The organism is Arthrobacter sp. FW305-BF8 (genome assembly GCF_021789315.1).
Classification (GTDB): Bacteria; Actinomycetota; Actinomycetes; order Actinomycetales; family Micrococcaceae; genus Arthrobacter.
In genome coordinates, this window is sequence record NZ_CP084561.1 from 1430356 (window position 1) to 1448368 (window position 18013).

General features: G+C 62.6%; 10 protein-coding genes and 2 rRNA genes. 8 read left to right on the forward strand and 4 right to left on the reverse strand.

The annotated features are described in order from the left end of the window. Positions 1–57: 57 nt before the first annotated feature. Both LFT45_RS06405 and LFT45_RS06410 read left to right on the forward strand, forming a co-directional pair. Positions 58–525: a hypothetical protein gene (locus tag LFT45_RS06405; protein WP_236807570.1), complete on the forward strand. Its 468-nt coding sequence runs from the start codon at positions 58–60 to the stop codon at positions 523–525. Positions 526–642: 117 nt separating this feature from the next. Then, a complete protein-coding gene (locus tag LFT45_RS06410; protein ID WP_236807571.1) occupies positions 643–2295 on the forward strand; it encodes an alkaline phosphatase D family protein in 1653 nt (550 codons plus the stop codon). Between the two features lie 39 nt (positions 2296–2334). On the opposite strand, the gene LFT45_RS06415 is transcribed toward LFT45_RS06410, so the two are convergent. Further along, positions 2335–2688 carry a GYD domain-containing protein gene (locus tag LFT45_RS06415; protein WP_236807572.1) on the reverse strand — a complete coding sequence of 118 codons (354 nt, stop codon included), beginning with the start codon at positions 2686–2688 and terminating at the stop codon, positions 2335–2337. A 147-nt stretch (positions 2689–2835) separates the two neighbouring features. Between LFT45_RS06415 and LFT45_RS06420 the strand changes: the two genes are divergently transcribed. The 4 genes from LFT45_RS06420 (at position 2836) to LFT45_RS06435 (ending at position 7643) form a co-directional block, all read left to right on the forward strand. Further along, complete coding sequence (locus LFT45_RS06420; protein WP_236807573.1) at positions 2836–3048, forward strand: hypothetical protein; 213 nt, start codon at positions 2836–2838, stop codon at positions 3046–3048. Between the two features lie 338 nt (positions 3049–3386). Beyond that, positions 3387–5387, forward strand: coding sequence for an excalibur calcium-binding domain-containing protein (locus LFT45_RS06425; protein ID WP_236807574.1), 2001 nt, complete (start codon positions 3387–3389; stop codon positions 5385–5387). Positions 5388–5652: 265 nt separating this feature from the next. After that, on the forward strand, positions 5653–6738 hold the full coding sequence (locus LFT45_RS06430) for a hypothetical protein (protein WP_236807575.1): 1086 nt from the start codon (positions 5653–5655) through the stop codon (positions 6736–6738). A gap of 149 nt (positions 6739–6887) precedes the next feature. Beyond that, positions 6888–7643, forward strand: coding sequence for a ZIP family metal transporter (locus LFT45_RS06435; RefSeq protein ID WP_236807576.1), 756 nt, complete (start codon positions 6888–6890; stop codon positions 7641–7643). Between the two features lie 81 nt (positions 7644–7724). On the opposite strand, the gene LFT45_RS06440 is transcribed toward LFT45_RS06435, so the two are convergent. The 3 genes from LFT45_RS06440 to LFT45_RS06450 form a co-directional block, all read right to left on the reverse strand. Further along, the gene (locus LFT45_RS06440) at positions 7725–10073 is read right to left on the reverse strand and encodes a multicopper oxidase domain-containing protein (protein ID WP_236807577.1); all 2349 of its coding nucleotides are present in this window, start codon (positions 10071–10073) and stop codon (positions 7725–7727) included. A gap of 182 nt (positions 10074–10255) precedes the next feature. After that, positions 10256–11653, reverse strand: a complete 1398-nt coding sequence (locus LFT45_RS06445; RefSeq protein ID WP_236807578.1) for a protein kinase domain-containing protein — start codon at positions 11651–11653, stop codon at positions 10256–10258. Between the two features lie 140 nt (positions 11654–11793). After that, a complete protein-coding gene (locus tag LFT45_RS06450) occupies positions 11794–12051 on the reverse strand; it encodes a hypothetical protein (RefSeq protein ID WP_236807579.1) in 258 nt (85 codons plus the stop codon). 700 nt (positions 12052–12751) lie between these two features. Here LFT45_RS06450 and LFT45_RS06455 point away from each other — a divergent pair. Next, a 16S ribosomal RNA gene (locus LFT45_RS06455) occupies positions 12752–14276 on the forward strand. A gap of 550 nt (positions 14277–14826) precedes the next feature. Beyond that, positions 14827–17952, forward strand: a 23S ribosomal RNA gene (locus LFT45_RS06460). Together the 16S and 23S rRNA genes form the textbook arrangement of a ribosomal RNA operon. The last annotated feature ends 61 nt before the right edge of the window (positions 17953–18013 follow it).

Below are 18013 nucleotides of genomic sequence, written 5' to 3' on the forward strand. Positions count from 1 at the left end.
CCGCCGGTGGGATCCTGATCCAAAACGTCGACGGGGGGAGAAAGGCTCTAGCAGACCATGGACGAATCCGCGGATACGCGTCAACGGCTGTCCGACCGCATAGACCAGAAGCAGCAGGCCATCCGCTCCTACCTCGGACGGGAACGGCCGCGGCGGAACAGACTCTCCAACATCAGCATTGTGGGCAGTGCCCTGGCAGCCACGCTCACGGCCGGCCCCGCGGTGGGTGGAACGGGATTTACCGAGGCGATCCGGGGCATCTTTTCCCTGGGCGACGACTCCATTGTTTGGCGGTTCCTCTGTTTGGCGGCAGTGATTCTCTCGGTCGCCGCCGCGCTGGCCACGAACTTCGCCAATTCCCGGGCCCTGGGCGAAAAGGTCAGTGCGGCCGAGAGCGCCAACGCCCAGCTCGACGGACTGCAGCTGTCCCTGAACTTCGGCAACCTCGCCGTGGCCGACGCTCTCAAGCTCTACCAGCAAGCCGTTGCGCCTGTGGCGTTCGTGGACGAGGTGCCCTCGCGCTGAGCTCCTGTTCACTAACGCACGACGGCGGGTGGCGGGCTTAGTCCTGCGCACTCCGTTACCGGCGTGCTTCGTTGAGTTCACCCCGCCGTCGCTAGCCCGTAACCCGGCCCGTCAAGCATGGGCCTCATGACTGCTCTTTCCCGCCGCAACGTCCTCAAAGGTGCCATCGCCGCTGCCGGTGCCGCCGCCGTCGCCCCTTCCCTGGTGGTCCCGGCGCACGCCGCCCGCCCTGCCGCGGTTCCCCTGGTCCGCAACCGCCTGACCCTGCCGTCCGGCATTTCAACCGGGGACGTCACCACCAACTCGGGCCTCCTCTGGTCCCGGGCGTCAGGCGCGGGCCGGCTGGTGGCCAACCTGCTGGCCGTGGACGAGGACGGATCCGCGCTCCGCGGCAGCCGCGCCTTCAGCCGGGTGCTGCGCGGCACCACTGCCAGCGGTGCCACCGACTTCACCTCTAAGATCCACGCCCGCGACCTGCCACAGGGCACCCGCTTTGCCCTCACCATGCACTTCGAGGACCCGGACGGCAACGCGGGCGAGACCGCCCAGGGCTCATTCAGCACCGCACCTGGCTCGAAGGCCAGCAGCCTCTGGTCCCGCAGCGCCGGCACCAAGCGCGGGCAGAGCTTCGTCTGGACCGGCGACACCGCGGGCCAGGGTTGGGGCATCAACGAGGACATCGGCGGGATGCGCGGATACGCAGCCATGCTCGGCACCAAGCCGGACTTCTTCATCCACTCGGGCGACACCATTTACGCTGACGGCCCCATCGCCGCCCAGGTCACCGAGCCCGACGGGCAGATCTGGCGCAACCTCGTGACGGAACAGGTCTCGAAGGTGGCTGAAACCCTGGAGGAATACCGCGGCCGGCACCGCTACAACCTCATGGACAGGAACATCCGCGCCCTCTACGCCGAGGTTCCTGTCATCGCCCAGTGGGACGACCACGAAACCACCAACAACTGGTACCCCGGCGAAATCCTCAACGATTCCCGCTACACCGAGCGCCGCGTGGACGTCCTCGCCGCCCGCGGCCGCCAGGCCTGGCAGGAATACCAGCCCATCGCGGGGTTGAATGAGCGGTCCAGCGACGGCAGCAGCGGATTCGAACCGGCCCGCATCTACCGCAAGATCTCCCGAGGGCCGCAGCTGGACGTCTTCTGCCTGGACATGCGCACCTTCAAAGACCCCAACACGGATGGCAAGGAAACGCGCCTCACGCACATCCTCGGGCAAGAACAGGCCGACTGGCTCATCCGGGAAGTCAGCAAGTCCAAGGCCACCTGGAAGGTGATCTCCGCGGACCTCCCGCTCGGCATCATCGTCCCGGACGGGTCCGCAGCGCAGGAATCCCTCGCCAACCGCGACGCCGATGCCCCCTTGGGCAAGGAGCTCGAAATCGCGCGCGTGCTGTCCGCATTCAAGCGCAACCGGGTCAAGAACGTGGTCTGGCTCACCGCGGACGTACACTACTGCGCCGCCCACCACTACTCGCCCGAGCGCGCCGCGTTCCAGGACTTCGACCCCTTCTGGGAGTTCGTCGGCGGCCCCATCAACGCCGGAAGCTTCGGTCCCAACCAGATGGACGGCACCTTCGGCCCCGAGGTGGTCTTCTCCCGGGCCGGCGCCTACGCCGGCGAGTCCCCGCGCAGCGGAGAAAGCCAGTACTTCGGCCATGTGGACCTCGGCGAGGACGACGTTTTCACCGTCACCCTCCGCAACGCGAACGGCACGGTGATCTTTCGCAAGGACCTGGACCCGCAGCGCTGAGCCCGCCACACCGGCGGGCAGGCTCGGCCAGGGCGTGGCTCAGTCGACGGTAACCTCGGGCTGCTCCGGGGTGCCCGGAGGCTGGTACCTGATCTGCGCTGCCTGCCGCATTGCGTCCATCGTTTCCTCGACCGTCAGGAGCACTGTTGTTTCAAAGGAGCCCAGCGCTCCGCCTCCGCTGATCGCCAGTGCTACCGCAGCCATCGACACGTTGTTGGGGGCCTCCCACAGGTTGTAGCCGTCGTGCGTGCCGAAGGCGTACCAGAATCCGTGGAGCTTCCCGCCGACCGATTCGATGTAGGCCTGTGCGGCCTTTCGTCGGTCTTCCGGGTTGCTAATCAGCCTTGCCCACGTTTCCGGTGTGTAGCTGAACCTGGATAGATAGAGGGGCATGGTCTTGTCCTTTCGTTCGCCGTCGGCAGCGGGATTTACCCAGAATGGCAGGCCCCTCCGCGGCCAGCAACGGGAATGCTCCACCGTCCGAAGAGCACCCCGTCCAGATGGGTAGCCACCCGGTGAGTCCGGTGGGACGATTCAGATATGAGCGAGAACTTTCTGGAACACGGACCTCATCTCCACGCCCATTCGGCGCCCACCACGCAGCAGATGCGGACCGTGGGCCAACGCCGCCGGGACGCGGAAGAGAAGCTGGAGCAGCATCTTCAGGAAGCCCGCCACAAGGACCCTCTGCACACCGGCCAGCTGCCCGTGCAGGACGCTGGTGATGCCGCTGATCCGAATCCGGCGGGCTAGTCCCCACCGGTGCCCTAACCTCGCAAGCTCGGCCAGGGAACCCTGCCGGCGTAGGCCCAGGCTCAACCAGTACGACGGCGGGTGGCCGGCTAACATTGCCGGCCACCCGCCGTCGGGCTTCCCGATTTCACGGAATCTGCGCTGCCCGATCAACTGGATGCGGTTGCATGGAAAACGCCCGTGAAAAACCATGTCATAGTTCTCTAGTTGAACATTGAAGTTTTTCCAAAGTGGGGGGATCCATGTCCGAGTATTGTCGTGCCACCAGTGTCTCAATTTGGGCTCGACGCCTATCAGCAACCCTTGCGGTCGCGGTTGCTGCTACGGCAGCCGGCGTCATGCCGGCTAACGCTACCGTCGAGAAGAATGAGCCGGCTCCAATCACGCTGACGGCGCCGACTGACGCTTTCGTAACCAGCTCGCCGACTGTGTCCGGCGAGGCCGTGGTGGGCCGCACGCTTACTGTCGAAGCCGGGGAATGGTCGCCGGAATACACGCTTGCGTACCAATGGCTCGCGGACGGACTTCCACTGGAAGGCGCTGCGGGCTCCACGCTTGTGCTTGGCCCGGACCTTGCCGGCAAAGCGATCAGCGTGCAGGTGACTGGGTCGCAGCCCGGATACGCACCGGAGACCCGCACGAGCGAGCCCAGCGTTGCGGTCCTTAATGTGGCAACCCCGGCGGAAGTTGCTTTCGCGGACGCAGACGGCACGGCAAACGACACCTTTACCGTGCCGTCGTCGGCGGGAGTCGACTACAGGCTCAATGGGGAGACCGTGCCGGCGGGTACGTATCCCGGAACCGGTACTGTCACCGTGACCGCGGCAGCAAAGGAAGGGTTTGTCCTGGCTCCCGACGCTGCGGCGTCCTGGACAGCCACGTTCAAGACATCGCCGTACTCCGTCTCGCCCGCAGAAGTAGTGTTCAGTGATCAGCTCGGCACGAAGGACGACACCTACACTGTTCCGGCGACGCCAGGCGTTGATTACCTCGTGGCCGGAAAGGTTGTGGCGGCGGGAACCTACCCGGGGGTTGGCACGGTCACGGTCACGGCGGCAGCACAAACGGACTTCGTCGTTCCGTCCACGGATGCCGCGTCGTGGACCTTTACCTTCAAGGGCGACTTGATCGGGGCCGCCCCGAAGATTACAGGCACGCCGAAGGTTGGCTATCTCCTGACCGCAGTCCCGGGAACCTGGTCACCCACTCCGGACACACTCAGCTACCAGTGGTACCGCGCCGGCGTGGCTGTTGCCGGAGCAACTGCAGCCACGTACAGGCTTCCTGCCAGTGCCGCCGGAGCCACGTATTCCGTCCGTGTCACAGCATCTAAGGCCGGCTACGCATCCCTGGTCAAAGCTTCCGCCGCAACCGCCGTCGTAGCCTATGGTTCGCTCGTGGGAGCCGCTCCGAGGATCATCGGAACCTCGAAAGTGGGTTACGCGCTGACTGCGGTTCCCGGCACATGGTCACCCGCTCCGGTCACGCTCCGCTATCAGTGGTACCGGTCCGGGGTTGCCGTCGTTGGCGCAACCGCTGCTACCTACAGGTTGCCTGCCAGTGCCGCGGGCGCGAGGTACTCGGTCCGAATCACGGGGTCAAAGTCCGGCTATACCACGCTGGCTAAAGTCTCCGGGTCCACTATTGCCGTGGCCAAAGGGACCCTTGCGGGCCCTGCTCCGCGGATTGCCGGCACCGCAAAGGTCGGTTATGTGCTGACCGCTATCGCAGGTGCGTGGTCACCGGCTCCGGTCACGCTCCGCTACCAGTGGTACCGGTCCGGGGTGGCAATCGTTGGAGCAACTGCTGCTACCTACAGGTTGCCTGCCAGTGCCGCGGGGGCGAGGTACTCTGTCCGAATCACCGGGTCAAAGTCCGGCTACACCACGTCGGCTAAAGTCTCCGGGTCCACTGCTGCCGTGGCCAAGGGGAGCCTTGCGGGCCCTGCTCCGCGGATTACCGGCACTGCCAAGGTCGGATATGTGCTGACCGCTATCGCAGGTGCGTGGTCACCGGCGCCGGTTGCGGTGCGCTATCAGTGGTACCGGTCCGGGGTTGCCGTCGTTGGGGCGACTGCAGCTTCCTACAGGCTTCCGGCGCGTGCCGCGGGCGCGACTTACACGGTCCGAGTCACGGGGTCGAAGACCGGCTACAACACGCTGGCCAAGACATCTGCCGCGACCGCACGGATTGCTACGGCTTACGTGCCGCCGGCTCCGGCGGCGTACTACGCCAACTGCACTGCAGTGAGGAATGCAGGCAAGGCCCCGCTGTACAGTTGGCAGCCTGGCTACAGGAGTGCACTCGACCGTGACAGCGACGGCATCGCCTGCGAATAGGCGGTTTTAGAAACATTGACCGTTAAGTCAGTGTTGCTCAACGAACGACGGCGGGTTGCCGGCCACATTGCCGGCCACCCGCCGTCGGGCTTTCTCCAAGGAGGCGCCCCGTGGCAACACCCGTTTCACGGATGGAATGATACATGTCACATTTTCAGCAGAGAACGTAATCCTGCATGGCTTCTGCAAGAATGGCGAAGTCATGTGCGGGAGGTCACAAGCAACGGCGCTTGGGACCTCCCGTGCAATGCCCTGGGGAGGCAAGATGTCAGGAATCAGTTTTACGGCCATCGACTTCGACACGGCCAACAGCCACCGCGGCTCGGCATGCGCCGTCGGCCTGGTAAAGGTCCGGGACGGGCACATCGTGGACACGGCGTCGTGGCTCATCAAGCCGCCGCCCGGCATCGACGCCTTTGATCCCATCAACGTGGAGTTCCACGGCATCGCCGAACCGGACGTTCAGAACGCCGCAAACTGGGAGATGTCCCTCGAAGGCATTCTGCTGTTCGTCTCCGAGGATCCGATCGTGGCTTTCGATGCCGACTACGACGCCTCCGTGATGCGCACAGCCACCGAACACCAACATCTGGACCTGCCGGCCAAGGACTTCTACTGCGCGCTGCGCCTCGCGGAAGACCACCTGACCTTGCCGCGCCACCGCCTCAGCGACGTGCTGGCCGCGCTGGAACTTCCGCCTATAGAGCGGCACGAGCCGCGGGCGCACGCACTGGCCTGCGCCCGGATCGTGCTCGCCATCGCTGCCCGCCGCGGCTTCGCCACGCTGGCCGAGGTCTGGGAAGGGCCGACGACGGCGGTCGGCAAGCGCCGCCGTGGCCGTCGCGTCCGCACCGACTCCGGCTCCGAAGCTGAAACGCCCGCCGGCGGTCCGCACCTGATTGCCGACGGCGGCGGGGCCGGCAGGGTTGAGGCCGGCAGGGTTGAGCCCGGGACGGCTGAGGCCCGGACAGCTGAAACCGGCAGGGCTGACCTGCCGCAGCTGCCCCGGACCGAGGTTGAGCTCACCGACTTTGGGCTTCCCGACTTTGAGCGCCCTGATATTGAGCGCTCAGACATTGACCGCATTGAACCGGCCGCCGCTGCCAAACCGAGAGCCGCGAAGGGCGCACTCCGCACCGCAGCGGGGCTGGTCCTGTTCGCACTGGGCGTGGCGGCCGCCGTCGGGCTCGCCTACCTCACCGGACTCACCATCCGGTACGTCGCCGCTGGCCAGACCGTCACAGCTGCCCTGACGCTCGGGGCCGCCGCGGCCACGATGTGGGCGATCTGGGCAAGCATCACCCATGGCTGGCACCGGCCCCGCACCCCGGCAACTGACGGCGGCAACTAACGGCCGGTAAGTGTCCCTCCCCGTCTCCGGCCTGCCGCCGCGGGTTCATACTTCGCGTCTGCAAGAATGCTCGTGGACCGGGGGGCGTAGCTGAACAAGGCCGTCCCCTCTGCTCAATGAGGCCATATGGCCGGAGAAGGTGGACATCCATGCCCATGTGGGCCCAGGCGCTGTTTTGGGGAACTCTGGCCGGCGGAGCGCTGGTTCTCGGCTCGGGACTGTCCTGGAAATGGAACATCCCCGCCAAGCTTGTCTCCTCGATCATGGCGTTCGGCGCCGGTGTGCTCATCTCCGCGCTGGCGTTCGAACTCGTGGACGAGGCTGTGCAGGGCGGGGGACTCTGGCCCACGGTCCTCGGCTTCCTCGCCGGCGCGGTGGTTTATGTCAGCGCCAACGCGCTGCTGGCCCGCTCCGGGGCCAAGCACCGGAAGCGGTCCAAGGACCAGCAGCCCTCCGAAAAGGACGATCCGGGCAGCGGCACGGCCATTGCCGTCGGGGCACTCCTGGACGGCATTCCGGAATCGGTGGTTCTCGGGCTGGGCCTCATCACGGCAGGCACCGTGAGCCCTGCCATGCTCGCCGCCGTCTTCATCTCGAACGTCCCGGAAGGGCTGTCCAGCACGGCAGGCATGAAGAAGGCCGGCCGCAGCGCCAAGTACGTCTTCGGTGTATGGGGCGGCATCGCGCTGCTGTGCGGGCTCGCCTCGCTGATCGGCTACACGGCGCTCGAGACCGCTCCCGACAGCATGGTCGCCTTCATCACCGCCGTCGCTGCGGGAGGAATCCTCGCCATGCTCGCGGACACGATGATCCCCGAAGCCTTCGAGGAGCACCACAACCTCACCGGCCTGGTGGCCGCCGTGGGCTTCCTCTCCGCCTTCACCATCCACCACGTTGGCGGCTAACTGGTGACCCCGACGACGGGTGGGCGGCGACGCTGGCGTCCACCCGCCGTCGAGCTTTAACGACCGGCCCGACCGGACCGGTCAGGCAGCCGTGACCGTGACAGTCTTGGTGGCGAGCACCTTCGATGTGATCCAGTGCAGGAAATCGATCCTGATGGTGTACTTTCCGGCAGCCGGCGGGCGCAGCAGGAAGTCGAACTTCTCCGCGGCGCCGGACTTGATGATGTTGGTCAGGAGCGGCTGGCCGGCTACGGAAGGTTGCACGGCCGGGCCGGTGGTGCTGGGGGTGGTCCAGAAGGGCCGGCCGTCGTGGGCGATCAGTTCGGCGATTTTGGCCGGCTTGCCGGCTGCGTCTGTGATGGTTGTGCGCGTGGGGAAGTAGTCCACGTTCACCATGCGTATCAGGGTGGGGTACCTGCCGGCCCGGACCACGTTGGCCCGCATCTGGGAGACCGTCCAGACTATGTCGTCCCCTTTCGGCCGGTTGGGGATGGTGCCGCCCAGCAGGAAGAAGTGCCGCGGCTCGAAGCGGTTCAGCCCGGCATCTTCACCGTTAAGCCCCGCGGCATGGTTCAGTTCGTGCCACCGCGGATCGATGGAGTAGGGCGCGATCAGGGTTTCCGTGGCGATGTCGTACAGCGGACCCTCAAATGAATGACGGCGGGTACCGGCGGGCGCCGGCCTGGCGGGATTGGGCGGTGGGTCGACGACGATTGCCCCGAACATGCCCATCTGGACGTGCAGCGGGGTGTTGACATGGCAGTGGTAAAAGTAGGTACCCGCGGAGCCGCGGTTGGGATTGCCCCGTTCGGCGACGTCCGGCCGCCACTGGTACGTGTAGTGCCCTGTGACCTCGAAGGAGGTGTGGCCCACGCCGTCGTTGCGCGGGTCTGGCTCAATGCCGTGCCAGTGGATGGTGTGGACCCGCTTGCTGGGCTTGATGGTGGACTGGAATAGCTGGCCCTCCTGCATCCGCACGGTTGTTCCGGGAAATTGGCGGCCGAAGTCGTTGCCTTCAAAGCTCCACATCTCGTGCTCGGACCCGTCAGGGAACTCGAACTTTCTGTTGAAGAAGTCCATCTCGAGGAACACGTCAGGCTTCAGCTGGAACTCCGTTTCCGGGCTCCCCTCATGCGGCTGGTCCGATGCGAAGTCCACCTGGCTTCGGAACGTGTGGTGCGGCTCCTCAGCCGTCGGGGGCGTCCCCTGATCCGGCGCAGGCTGAGCCGCAAGCACCCAGTCGGCCAGGAGGCCACCGGGGTAAAGTCCGCCGCGTGCCGTTTGGGACGGTTCCGCATGGCAGTGCATTGGGTACGTCCAGTCTTCGGTCCGCGCGTTCCACACCTGGTCGATCACCTCCGGCGGCCTCCGGACCGGAAGCATTGCCTCCTTCCGTTCAAGTGGCTGCAGCTGGACGGTGTCCTCCCACTGCTGGAGAACCACGTCGCCCTGGGGCGACACCCGCCCGTGTGAGCGTGGGAAATCGATGCCGTTGGCGCGAACGGTCCATACATGGTTGCCGTGGTAGTGAAGCTGGTGGTCCACGATGCCGGCGTTGAGCATCCGCATGAGGTGCCCGGTGCGGATGGCCCCGGCCGAGGGGGTGGCGCTGAAGTTGCGCACGTCGGTCTCCCGGGGGTGGCCGGAGGGCAGCGTGTCCTCTTTCCGCCTCTTGTTGAATTCCGTGTCCGTGGTCACGGCCAGCGACTGGAAGCCTGAGTAGCCGTTGATGGTGAAGTAGTCGGGCACCGCCGGGGTGGCCACCGGGTCGACCGTCTGGCCCCTCGAGGCAGTGCGGGCCCAGTTGGAGTCCACGTCGTGGCACAGCCACAGCCACTGGCGCTCGAACTCCGCCGCGCCCGGGGCGAGCCGCCACGCGTTGCGCGGATCGATCACCACCAGTGCCCCGTAGAGGCCCAGGGTCCGTTCCACCGGCTGGTTGCCCGGATCGGTGTACAGGTAGGTCCCGGGCAGGGGCGCAGGGAACCGCAGCAGCTTCGATTTCCCCGGCGCGACCGGACCGGATCCGACGTCGGCCCCGCCCCGCCCCGCGCGGTGGAACCGCATTTCGTGCGGCTGCGCGAGGTTGTTGTGCACCATGACCTCGATGGTGCTGCCCGTTTCGGCGATCAGCGTGCGCGGCGGAAAGAAGCTGGCCCAGTATCCGCGCCGGGCAAGGTACTGCCGGGGGAGCGCCGGGTCTGGCCGCAGCGGCGAGGGCCTGCCATGCGGCGGCACCGGGGCGCCCAGCGGATAGGTCCGGCTGGCTACCACCCGTCCGTTGGCGGTGATGACCCTCGGGCTTACTACCAGCGCCGGGTTCGGCTCGTTCAGTACCGTGCGGCGATCCCCGAAGCCACGGTGGTAGACCAGCGATCCGTCCACCATCGGAACGAATCCGTCGTTGATATGGATGTCCAGAATAGCCACGCCCGACCTCCCACTGTGCTGGGGACCGAGGTTAAGCTGAAGTGCAAGTCCATGGTCGCCCCCAATTGCGCTTTCAGACTGCCCCCATGGTTGGGCCTGGAGCCTAGGGAAAGCTTGGAACCGCCGTCGAAGAGTCGCATGTCCTTACATAGACCGCCGCTCCGGCTGCGCTATTGGTGCCCCTAGTGGACGACGCCGCTAGCCTGCGGTGCGGGCAGCCCGGCGGCTGCCTCAAGCCGCAGCTCAAGATCAGTCATGACCACCGCGGCCAGATCCCGCAGGTTTGCGCAGTCCTCGTCGGTCATGGTGCGGGGCTCGAAGTCCAGAATGCAGAGGGTGCCTAGGTTGTAGCCGTTCCGGGTCTTGAGGGGAGCGCCGGCGTAGAACTTCAGGCCGAACTCGCCAGCGACCAGCGGATTGAGCAGCGTCCGCGGGTCCTCCGGCGCGTTTTCCACCACCCAGAGATCGTCCTGCAGGATCGCCGACGCGCACAGGCCCGGTTCCCTGCTGATCTGCTCCACGTCCAGGCCGTGGTGGGACTTGAACCAGATCCGGTCATGGTCCACGATCGACACGATGGCCACCGGCACCGAGAACATCCTGGCAGCCAGGGCGGTGACTGTGTCGAAGGCGCCGTCCGGGGGAGTGTCGAGGATGCCGTAGCTGTGCACGGCCTCCATCCGCGCCTCCTCGTCGGCGGGAATGACGGTGGCGTCCACCTTGTGCTTTCCGCGGCTGCTTAGGGAAAGCTCATACAGGGCCTGGCTCACCTCGGTAGTCGACGGCCTGTCCTCCGGGTTCCTGGCCGTCATGGCCGCCAGGAGGAGGCGCCACTCAGGCTCCACATCCTCAGGGATGTGGGGGTCGTCCATCAGGCGGGCAAGGGCGCTCTGCAACGGGTCGCCGGGAAATGCCTGCTGCCCGGTCAGGCTCTCCAACAGCACCAGGCCCAGGGAGTAAACATCGCTGGGCGGGCCAATGGGTTCGGCCTTCGCCTGCTCCGGGCTGAGGTAGCCAGCGGTGCCGAGGAATCCGCCGTCGTTCAGGTCCGGCGCGTCTGCCATCAGGGCGATGCCGAAATCCGTCAGCTTTGCGTGCATGCGGGCGGTGTCGTGCTGGTAGTCGAAGACCAGGATGTTCCCGGGCTTGACGTCCCGGTGGACCACGCCGCTTTCGTGGATGTAGGCGAGGGCGTCCGCCACGTCGTAGCCAATTTCGGCCGTGTGCCGGGAAGAGAGCGGGCCTTCGGCGAGGCGGCGCTTGAGATCCGGGCCTTCCACCAGCTCCATGACCAGGTAGATGCGGGTGCGGCCGGGCTCTTCCCGGTCCACGCCGGCGTCAAGGAGCGTGATAAGACTGTGGTGGTTCAGGGTCGCCAGGACTTTGACCTCGGCGTCATCATCACGGGCTGTTTCATGGGCGGCGTTGCTTCTATTGATGATCTTGAGGGCGACTTCGCGCTCGAGGGACAGGTCGACGGCCCGGTACACGTTGGCCATGGCTCCGGAACCGATCTGTTCCACCACCCGGTACCGTTCGCCAATGACTGCGCCTTCTGCAATGCCGGGTTGTACGGCCATGAGGAACCTTGATCTTCCCGCCTGGCCCCGGGGCCGGCGATATTCGTGCGTTGAAGCGCTGTGACAGCAGTGTGCGCCAGATACATACTTTTGGATACACAGAAAGAGCCGATTTGCATCGGCTCTTTCTGTGGTCCGGCCTAGATAAGGCTGGGGGCGCTTGCCAGTATGTAGTCAGCGGCTGCGGGACCCGTCATGGCCAGTTCGCAGTTCTCCGGATCGATGCCGCGCTCCCTAAGCGCTGTGAACAGGGAGCCGGGGGCGGCTGGCTGCAACTGGTGGATCAGGCACCAGCTGGTGTATAGGCCATAAAGTTCGTCGGGACCGAAGACTGTGTCGGTTTCCCGCTCAGTGGTGAGCGCCTCGGCGATAAATTGGTCAAACTTGGTGGCATCCATTTTTTGGCTCCTCTAGGACATGCACATTGATCCGCCGTTTCTGCTTCAGCGATAAACGGATCTCCGCCCATGGGGCCAGCGATCTACCTGAAACCTATGCGAGACAGACTGTTCTGTCTAGTTGAGCGGGTAACGCGCAGACCAATCTCCGGGGCAACACCTACTGCCGGGTACGAATGGTGTCCCGGGCGCTCGGTCCGAGTCGCTGAGAGCGGGCGGGCGCGGTGCAGCTCTCCGCTTGCAGGCGCCTGATGCACGCCGGCGTGGCGTCGATTTGCACGCTCCCCGGCGTCCGTGTAGAGTCTTTCGAGTCGCCGCCGCTGAAGCGGAAAAATAGCGACCGACCCCCTTTCGAACAGCCTGAAAAATGGTGCACTAACAGTGCGCCGGGGACGGGCCGGGGACCTCCCTGCAAGCGAAAATCGCGGAAACGCCGATTTGCAAAGCTTCGACAGGCCGGGTAAGTTTGAAAAGTTGCTCCGGAGCGATCCTGAACGTTGGTTTGGGTGGTGCCGGGTGTGTCTGTTGTTTGAGAACTCAATAGTGTGCCAAGTTTGTTGATACCGATTTTTTATGAATTGGTTGATTGTGCCGGACTGCCCACCTCCGTGGTGTGGTCTGGTGTTTTTAGCTGGTTTCAAATTTTGTGCAGCCTGGTTTCCGCGTTATTTCCGTGGTTCCTGGTTGTGTCTGTTTTTCTTCAACGGAGAGTTTGATCCTGGCTCAGGATGAACGCTGGCGGCGTGCTTAACACATGCAAGTCGAACGATGATCCGGTGCTTGCACCGGGGATTAGTGGCGAACGGGTGAGTAACACGTGAGTAACCTGCCCTTGACTCTGGGATAAGCCTGGGAAACTGGGTCTAATACCGGATATGACTCCTCATCGCATGGTGGGGGGTGGAAAGCTTTTGCGGTTTTGGATGGACTCGCGGCCTATCAGCTTGTTGGTGAGGTAATGGCTCACCAAGGCGACGACGGGTAGCCGGCCTGAGAGGGTGACCGGCCACACTGGGACTGAGACACGGCCCAGACTCCTACGGGAGGCAGCAGTGGGGAATATTGCACAATGGGCGAAAGCCTGATGCAGCGACGCCGCGTGAGGGATGACGGCCTTCGGGTTGTAAACCTCTTTCAGTAGGGAAGAAGCGAAAGTGACGGTACCTGCAGAAGAAGCGCCGGCTAACTACGTGCCAGCAGCCGCGGTAATACGTAGGGCGCAAGCGTTATCCGGAATTATTGGGCGTAAAGAGCTCGTAGGCGGTTTGTCGCGTCTGCCGTGAAAGTCCGGGGCTCAACTCCGGATCTGCGGTGGGTACGGGCAGACTAGAGTGATGTAGGGGAGACTGGAATTCCTGGTGTAGCGGTGAAATGCGCAGATATCAGGAGGAACACCGATGGCGAAGGCAGGTCTCTGGGCATTAACTGACGCTGAGGAGCGAAAGCATGGGGAGCGAACAGGATTAGATACCCTGGTAGTCCATGCCGTAAACGTTGGGCACTAGGTGTGGGGGACATTCCACGTTTTCCGCGCCGTAGCTAACGCATTAAGTGCCCCGCCTGGGGAGTACGGCCGCAAGGCTAAAACTCAAAGGAATTGACGGGGGCCCGCACAAGCGGCGGAGCATGCGGATTAATTCGATGCAACGCGAAGAACCTTACCAAGGCTTGACATGGACCGGATCGCCGCAGAAATGTGGTTTCTCCTTTGGGGCCGGTTCACAGGTGGTGCATGGTTGTCGTCAGCTCGTGTCGTGAGATGTTGGGTTAAGTCCCGCAACGAGCGCAACCCTCGTTCCATGTTGCCAGCACGTAGTGGTGGGGACTCATGGGAGACTGCCGGGGTCAACTCGGAGGAAGGTGGGGACGACGTCAAATCATCATGCCCCTTATGTCTTGGGCTTCACGCATGCTACAATGGCCGGTACAAAGGGTTGCGATACTGTGAGGTGGAGCTAATCCCAAAAAGCCGGTCTCAGTTCGGATTGGGGTCTGCAACTCGACCCCATGAAGTCGGAGTCGCTAGTAATCGCAGATCAGCAACGCTGCGGTGAATACGTTCCCGGGCCTTGTACACACCGCCCGTCAAGTCACGAAAGTTGGTAACACCCGAAGCCGGTGGCCTAACCCCTTGTGGGAGGGAGCCGTCGAAGGTGGGACTGGCGATTGGGACTAAGTCGTAACAAGGTAGCCGTACCGGAAGGTGCGGCTGGATCACCTCCTTTCTAAGGAGCACCTACAGGCCCACGGCCGCGTGTATGCGGGGTGTGTGTGGTTTGTCAGGAGTAAAGGCCCGCTGCGCAGGCGATCGTTCTGCGGCGGGTGCTCATGGGTGGAATATCAACAAATAGCGGCCGCGTGGTTTTGTCCTGTGTCTAGTACGGACGGGTTCCCTTTCGGGGGTGGCTGTCCTGGAACGGTGCGGGGCGGGGTTCATGCGGTTTAGTGTTTGGCACACTGTTGGGTCCTGAGGCAACAGGACCGGGGAGGGTGCGGCTTTTGGCCGTGGCTTTGTCCGGGTTGTTTGTTTCTGGTTTCCTGGCTGCACCGATCACACGGTTGCTGCGTCTGTTGGCGCGGGTGTGTGTGGGGTGTGTGGTACGGGGTTGTTGTTTGAGAACTACATAGTGGACGCGAGCATCTTTTATAAGAAGCAATTTCCAAGAATATGAACCTGGATCTGGCTGCGCGTGATGATGGCACCCTTACGGGGTGTGGTTGTTGGGTGTGGTTGGTTTTCATGGTTCTCTCGTAAATTACTCCTTGATCTTTTGTGGTCAAGTTTTTAAGAGCACACGGTGGATGCCTTGGCATTAGGAGCCGAAGAAGGACGTAGGAATCTGCGATAAGCCTGGGGGAGTCGATAACCGGACTGTGATCCCAGGGTGTCCGAATGGGGAAACCCCGCCAGACGCGCGAGTGATCTGGTGACCCGCATCTGAACACATAGGGTGCGTGGAGGGAACGCGGGGAAGTGAAACATCTCAGTACCCGCAGGAAGAGAAAACAACAGTGATTCCGTTAGTAGTGGCGAGCGAACGCGGATCAGGCTAAACCGACCCATGTGTGATAGCCGGCGGGCGTTGCATGGGCGGGGTTGTGGGACTTGTTGTCCTGGTTCTGCCGGACCGGGGAGGTGTGAGTGCTGGTATAGGTGAACGGTCTTGAAAGGCCGGCCGTAGAGGGTGTGAGCCCCGTAACCGTAATGCTGAGCGCCGCCTTTGATGAGTATCCCAAGTAGCACGGGGCCCGAGAAATCCCGTGTGAATCTGTCAGGACCACCTGATAAGCCTAAATACTCCCTAATGACCGATAGCGGACCAGTACCGTGAGGGAAAGGTGAAAAGTACCCCGGGAGGGGAGTGAAACAGTACCTGAAACCGTGTGCTTACAATCCGTCGGAGCAGCCTTGTAGCTGTGACGGCGTGCCTTTTGAAGAATGAGCCTGCGAGTTAGTGTTACGTCGCGAGGTTAACCCGTGTGGGGAAGCCGTAGCGAAAGCGAGTCTGAACAGGGCGTTGCAGTGGCGTGATCTAGACCCGAAGCGAAGTGATCTACCCATGGCCAGGTTGAAGCGACGGTAAGACGTCGTGGAGGACCGAACCCACTTCAGTTGAAAATGGAGGGGATGAGCTGTGGGTAGGGGTGAAAGGCCAATCAAACTTCGTGATAGCTGGTTCTCCCCGAAATGCATTTAGGTGCAGCGTTGCGTGTTTCTTACCGGAGGTAGAGCTACTGGATGGCTAATGGGCCCTACAAGGTTACTGACGTCAGCCAAACTCCGAATGCCGGTAAGTGAGAGCGCAGCAGTGAGACTGTGGGGGATAAGCTTCATAGTCGAGAGGGAAACAGCCCAGACCACCAACTAAGGCCCCTAAGCGTGTGCTAAGTGGGAAAGGATGTGGAGTTGCGAAGACAACCAGGAGGTTGGCTTAGAAGCAGCCATCCTTAAAAGAGTGCGTAATAGCTCACTGGTCAAGTGATTCCGCGCCGACAATGTAGCGGGGCTCAAGTACACCGCCGAAGTTGTGGCATTCACATATTTTCCAAGCCTTCGTGGTTCAGGAGTGTGGATGGGTAGGGGAGCGTCGTGTGGGCGGTGAAGTCGCGGTGTAAACCAGCGGTGGAGCCTACACGAGTGAGAATGCAGGCATGAGTAGCGAAAGACGGGTGAGAAACCCGTCCGCCGGATGATCAAGGGTTCCAGGGTCAAGCTAATCTGCCCTGGGTAAGTCGGGACCTAAGGCGAGGCCGACAGGCGTAGTCGATGGACAACGGGTTGATATTCCCGTACCGGCGAAAAACCGCCCATGTTGAACAGGGGATACTAACCGCCCGAGACCTGCCCGACACCCCTTGTGGGTGAAGGGTTTTGGTGGAGCGCGGGACCTGATCCTGGGAGGCAAGCGTATTAACAGGTGTGACGCAGGAAGGTAGCCGAGCCGGGCGATGGTTGTCCCGGTCCAAGGATGTAGGGCGAACGGTAGGCAAATCCGCTGTTCATGTGCCTGAGATCTGACGGGACTCCCGTAAAGGGGGGATTCGGTGATCCTATGCTGCCTAGAAAAGCATCGGCGCGAGGTTTTAGCCGCCCGTACCCCAAACCGACACAGGTGATCAGGTAGAGAATACTAAGGCGATCGAGAGAATTATGGTTAAGGAACTCGGCAAAATGCCCCCGTAACTTCGGGAGAAGGGGGGCCCCAACCTTGAACGGTACTAGCGACCGGGAGGGGATCGGGGCCGCAGAGACCAGGGGGAAGCGACTGTTTACTAAAAACACAGGTCCGTGCGAAGTCGCAAGACGATGTATACGGACTGACTCCTGCCCGGTGCTGGAAGGTTAAGAGGACCGGTTAGCCGCAAGGCGAAGCTGAGAATTTAAGCCCCAGTAAACGGCGGTGGTAACTATAACCATCCTAAGGTAGCGAAATTCCTTGTCGGGTAAGTTCCGACCTGCACGAATGGAGTAACGACTTCCCCGCTGTCTCAACCATAAACTCGGCGAAATTGCAGTACGAGTAAAGATGCTCGTTACGCGCAGCAGGACGGAAAGACCCCGAGACCTTTACTATAGTTTGGTATTGGTGTTCGGAGTGGCTTGTGTAGGATAGGTGGGAGACGTTGAAGCCCGGACGCCAGTTCGGGTGGAGTCATCGTTGAAATACCACTCTGGTCACTTTGGACATCTAACTTCGGCCCGTAATCCGGGTCAGGGACAGTGCCTGATGGGTAGTTTAACTGGGGCGGTTGCCTCCTAAAAAGTAACGGAGGCGCCCAAAGGTTCCCTCAGCCTGGTTGGCAATCAGGTGTCGAGTGTAAGTGCACAAGGGAGCTTGACTGTGAGAGAGACATCTCGAGCAGGGACGAAAGTCGGGACTAGTGATCCGGCGGTACATTGTGGAATGGCCGTCGCTCAACGGATAAAAGGTACCTCGGGGATAACAGGCTGATCTTGCCCAAGAGTCCATATCGACGGCATGGTTTGGCACCTCGATGTCGGCTCGTCGCATCCTGGGGCTGGAGTAGGTCCCAAGGGTTGGGCTGTTCGCCCATTAAAGCGGTACGCGAGCTGGGTTTAGAACGTCGTGAGACAGTTCGGTCCCTATCCGCTGCGCGCGCAGGAAATTTGAGAAGGGCTGTCCTTAGTACGAGAGGACCGGGACGGACGAACCTCTGGTGTGTCAGTTGTACTGCCAAGTGCACCGCTGATTAGCTACGTTCGGATGGGATAACCGCTGAAAGCATCTAAGCGGGAAGCTCGCTTCGAGATGAGATTTCCATACACCTTGTGTGTGAGAGGCCCCCAGCCAGACCACTGGGTTGATAGGCCGGATGTGGAAGCGAGGACTAACGACTCGTGAAGCTGACCGGTACTAATAGGCCGATAACTTACACCACACACCACCCCCGCAAACGGATTCAAAAGCGTTTGCACCCATGGGGGCGGTACAAAGAAACA